This is a genomic window from Streptomyces sp. NPDC002513, from assembly GCF_053595355.1.
The window spans coordinates 6,474-8,217 of sequence record NZ_JBSFXK010000114.1; the positions used below are offsets into that span (position 1 = coordinate 6,474).

Annotated in this window: 1 protein-coding gene; it reads left to right on the top strand. The window is 70.9% G+C overall.

Features of this window, described 5'->3' with window-relative positions:
* Window positions 1-1,581: helicase C-terminal domain-containing protein (locus ACWD5Q_RS34700; protein ID WP_451431055.1), on the top strand; the 1,581-nt coding region annotated here is incomplete at its 5' end.
* Window positions 1,582-1,744: the final 163 nt, after the last annotated feature.

Here is a 1,744-nt window from a genome sequence, read left to right on the forward strand (position 1 = left end):
GGTGCCGATCCGGCACTCGTCGCCAAGCCTGTCACGCCTGGCAGCGCGGCCGATCTCGGGGAGCGGATGATTCTCGCCCCGGTGGCGCTCAACCCGGACCTGGACAACGAGGCCGTACGGGTACTGGCCCGTCAGTTCGCCGACGGCGACCGCGACGGGGACGGAGTGGCCGAGACGGACCCGGTCAACGTGGTGGTGCTGGTGCCCAGCGACCCGGCCGCCGCGGCATGGGAGCCCCACGCGGACCACATCTGGCATGTCGATGACCTCGAGGCGGGCGTGAAGGAACTCCAGGCCGGCCATGTGGGCCTGGTGGTGCTGGTCAACAAGTACGACGGCGTCAACCTCCCGGACGGTGCCTGCCGTCTGCTGATCCTCGACGGGATCCCGAGGCCCTTGGACGGGGTGGAGCGGCGCGAGGCCGTCGCTCTGGCCGACAGCACGGTCCGCCTGGCAAGGGAGGTCCAGCGGATCGAGCAGGGCATGGGCCGCGGCGTGCGGGACGGCGAGGACTACTGCGCGGTCCTGCTGCTGGGGGCGAAGCTCGCCACGGCGATCCACGATGCCCGCCACCTGGCCCTGTTCTCTCCGGCGACGCAGGCGCAGCTGAAGCTGAGCCGGGACATCGCCAGCCAGATCAAGGGCGAGGGACTGGACGCGGTGCGGCAGGCGCTGCGGGCCTGCCTCGGCCGGGTGCCGCAGTGGGCACAGCGCAGCCGGCGGGCGCTGGCGGAGGTGCGGTATGCCCCGCACGGGACGGTGCGGGATGAGGCCGTGGCGCTGCGTGAGGCGTTCGACTTCGCGGCCACCGGCCGCGCCCCGGCCGCGGCCGAGCGGGTGCAGAAGGCGGTGAACGACCTCGGCGACAGCGACAAGGCGCTGCGGGGGTGGCTGCGGGAGCAGAAGGCGGCCTACCTGCACCTGACCGACCGTGTGGCCGCCCAGCAGGCCCTGGCCGGCGCGTTGAACGACAACTCGTTCGTCCTGCGACCCTCCGAGTTCCTGGCGGGCCGATACCGCGACGGCGTCAGCCTGAGACTCGGCGTGCAGACGCTGTTCGAGGACGTGGTGTGGGGCGAGGAGGAGCGTTCAGATGACGCCGAGCGGGCCTGGCAGCAGCTCGGGCTGCACCTCGGCTTCGCCAGCACGCGCCCGGAGAAGCAGTACGGCACGGGCCCGGACAACCTGTGGGCGCTCTCGGCGGCGCGCCAAGCGGTGTGCGAGCTGAAGACCGGATGCGACACCGACACAACCACCATCGCGAAGAAGGACATGGACCAGCTCGGCGGCAGCGTCCGCTGGCTCAACGAGCACAACCCGGAGGTGGAGGCCGTGGCGGTCATGCTGCACCCCAGCCGGGCCAGCGACGACAAGGCCACCGGGGTGCCGGGCATGCGCGTCGTCACCCCGGCCCTCTTCGAGAAGCTGAAGGACGCCGTGACCAGTTACGCGGCCGCGCTCGCCAGCAGCCCGGACCACTGGGCGGACGAACAGGCCGTCCGCGAACAGCTCGCACACCACAAGCTCACCGGCGACCGGTTCTTCACCACCTACGCCGAACCCGTACGCGCCGCCTCCTGAGCACTGCGCGCCAGGACGAACGGGGGTCCTGTGCTGGAGGGGAGTGGTGGGTCAACGGCACTGCTGCGCTAGATGATCTATTCCAAGGGGTCAGTGATCGAACGCGGTCAGCGAGCGTAGGACGTCTTGTCCGGTGTGGTCGTTGTGCCATATCGCCGTGGTC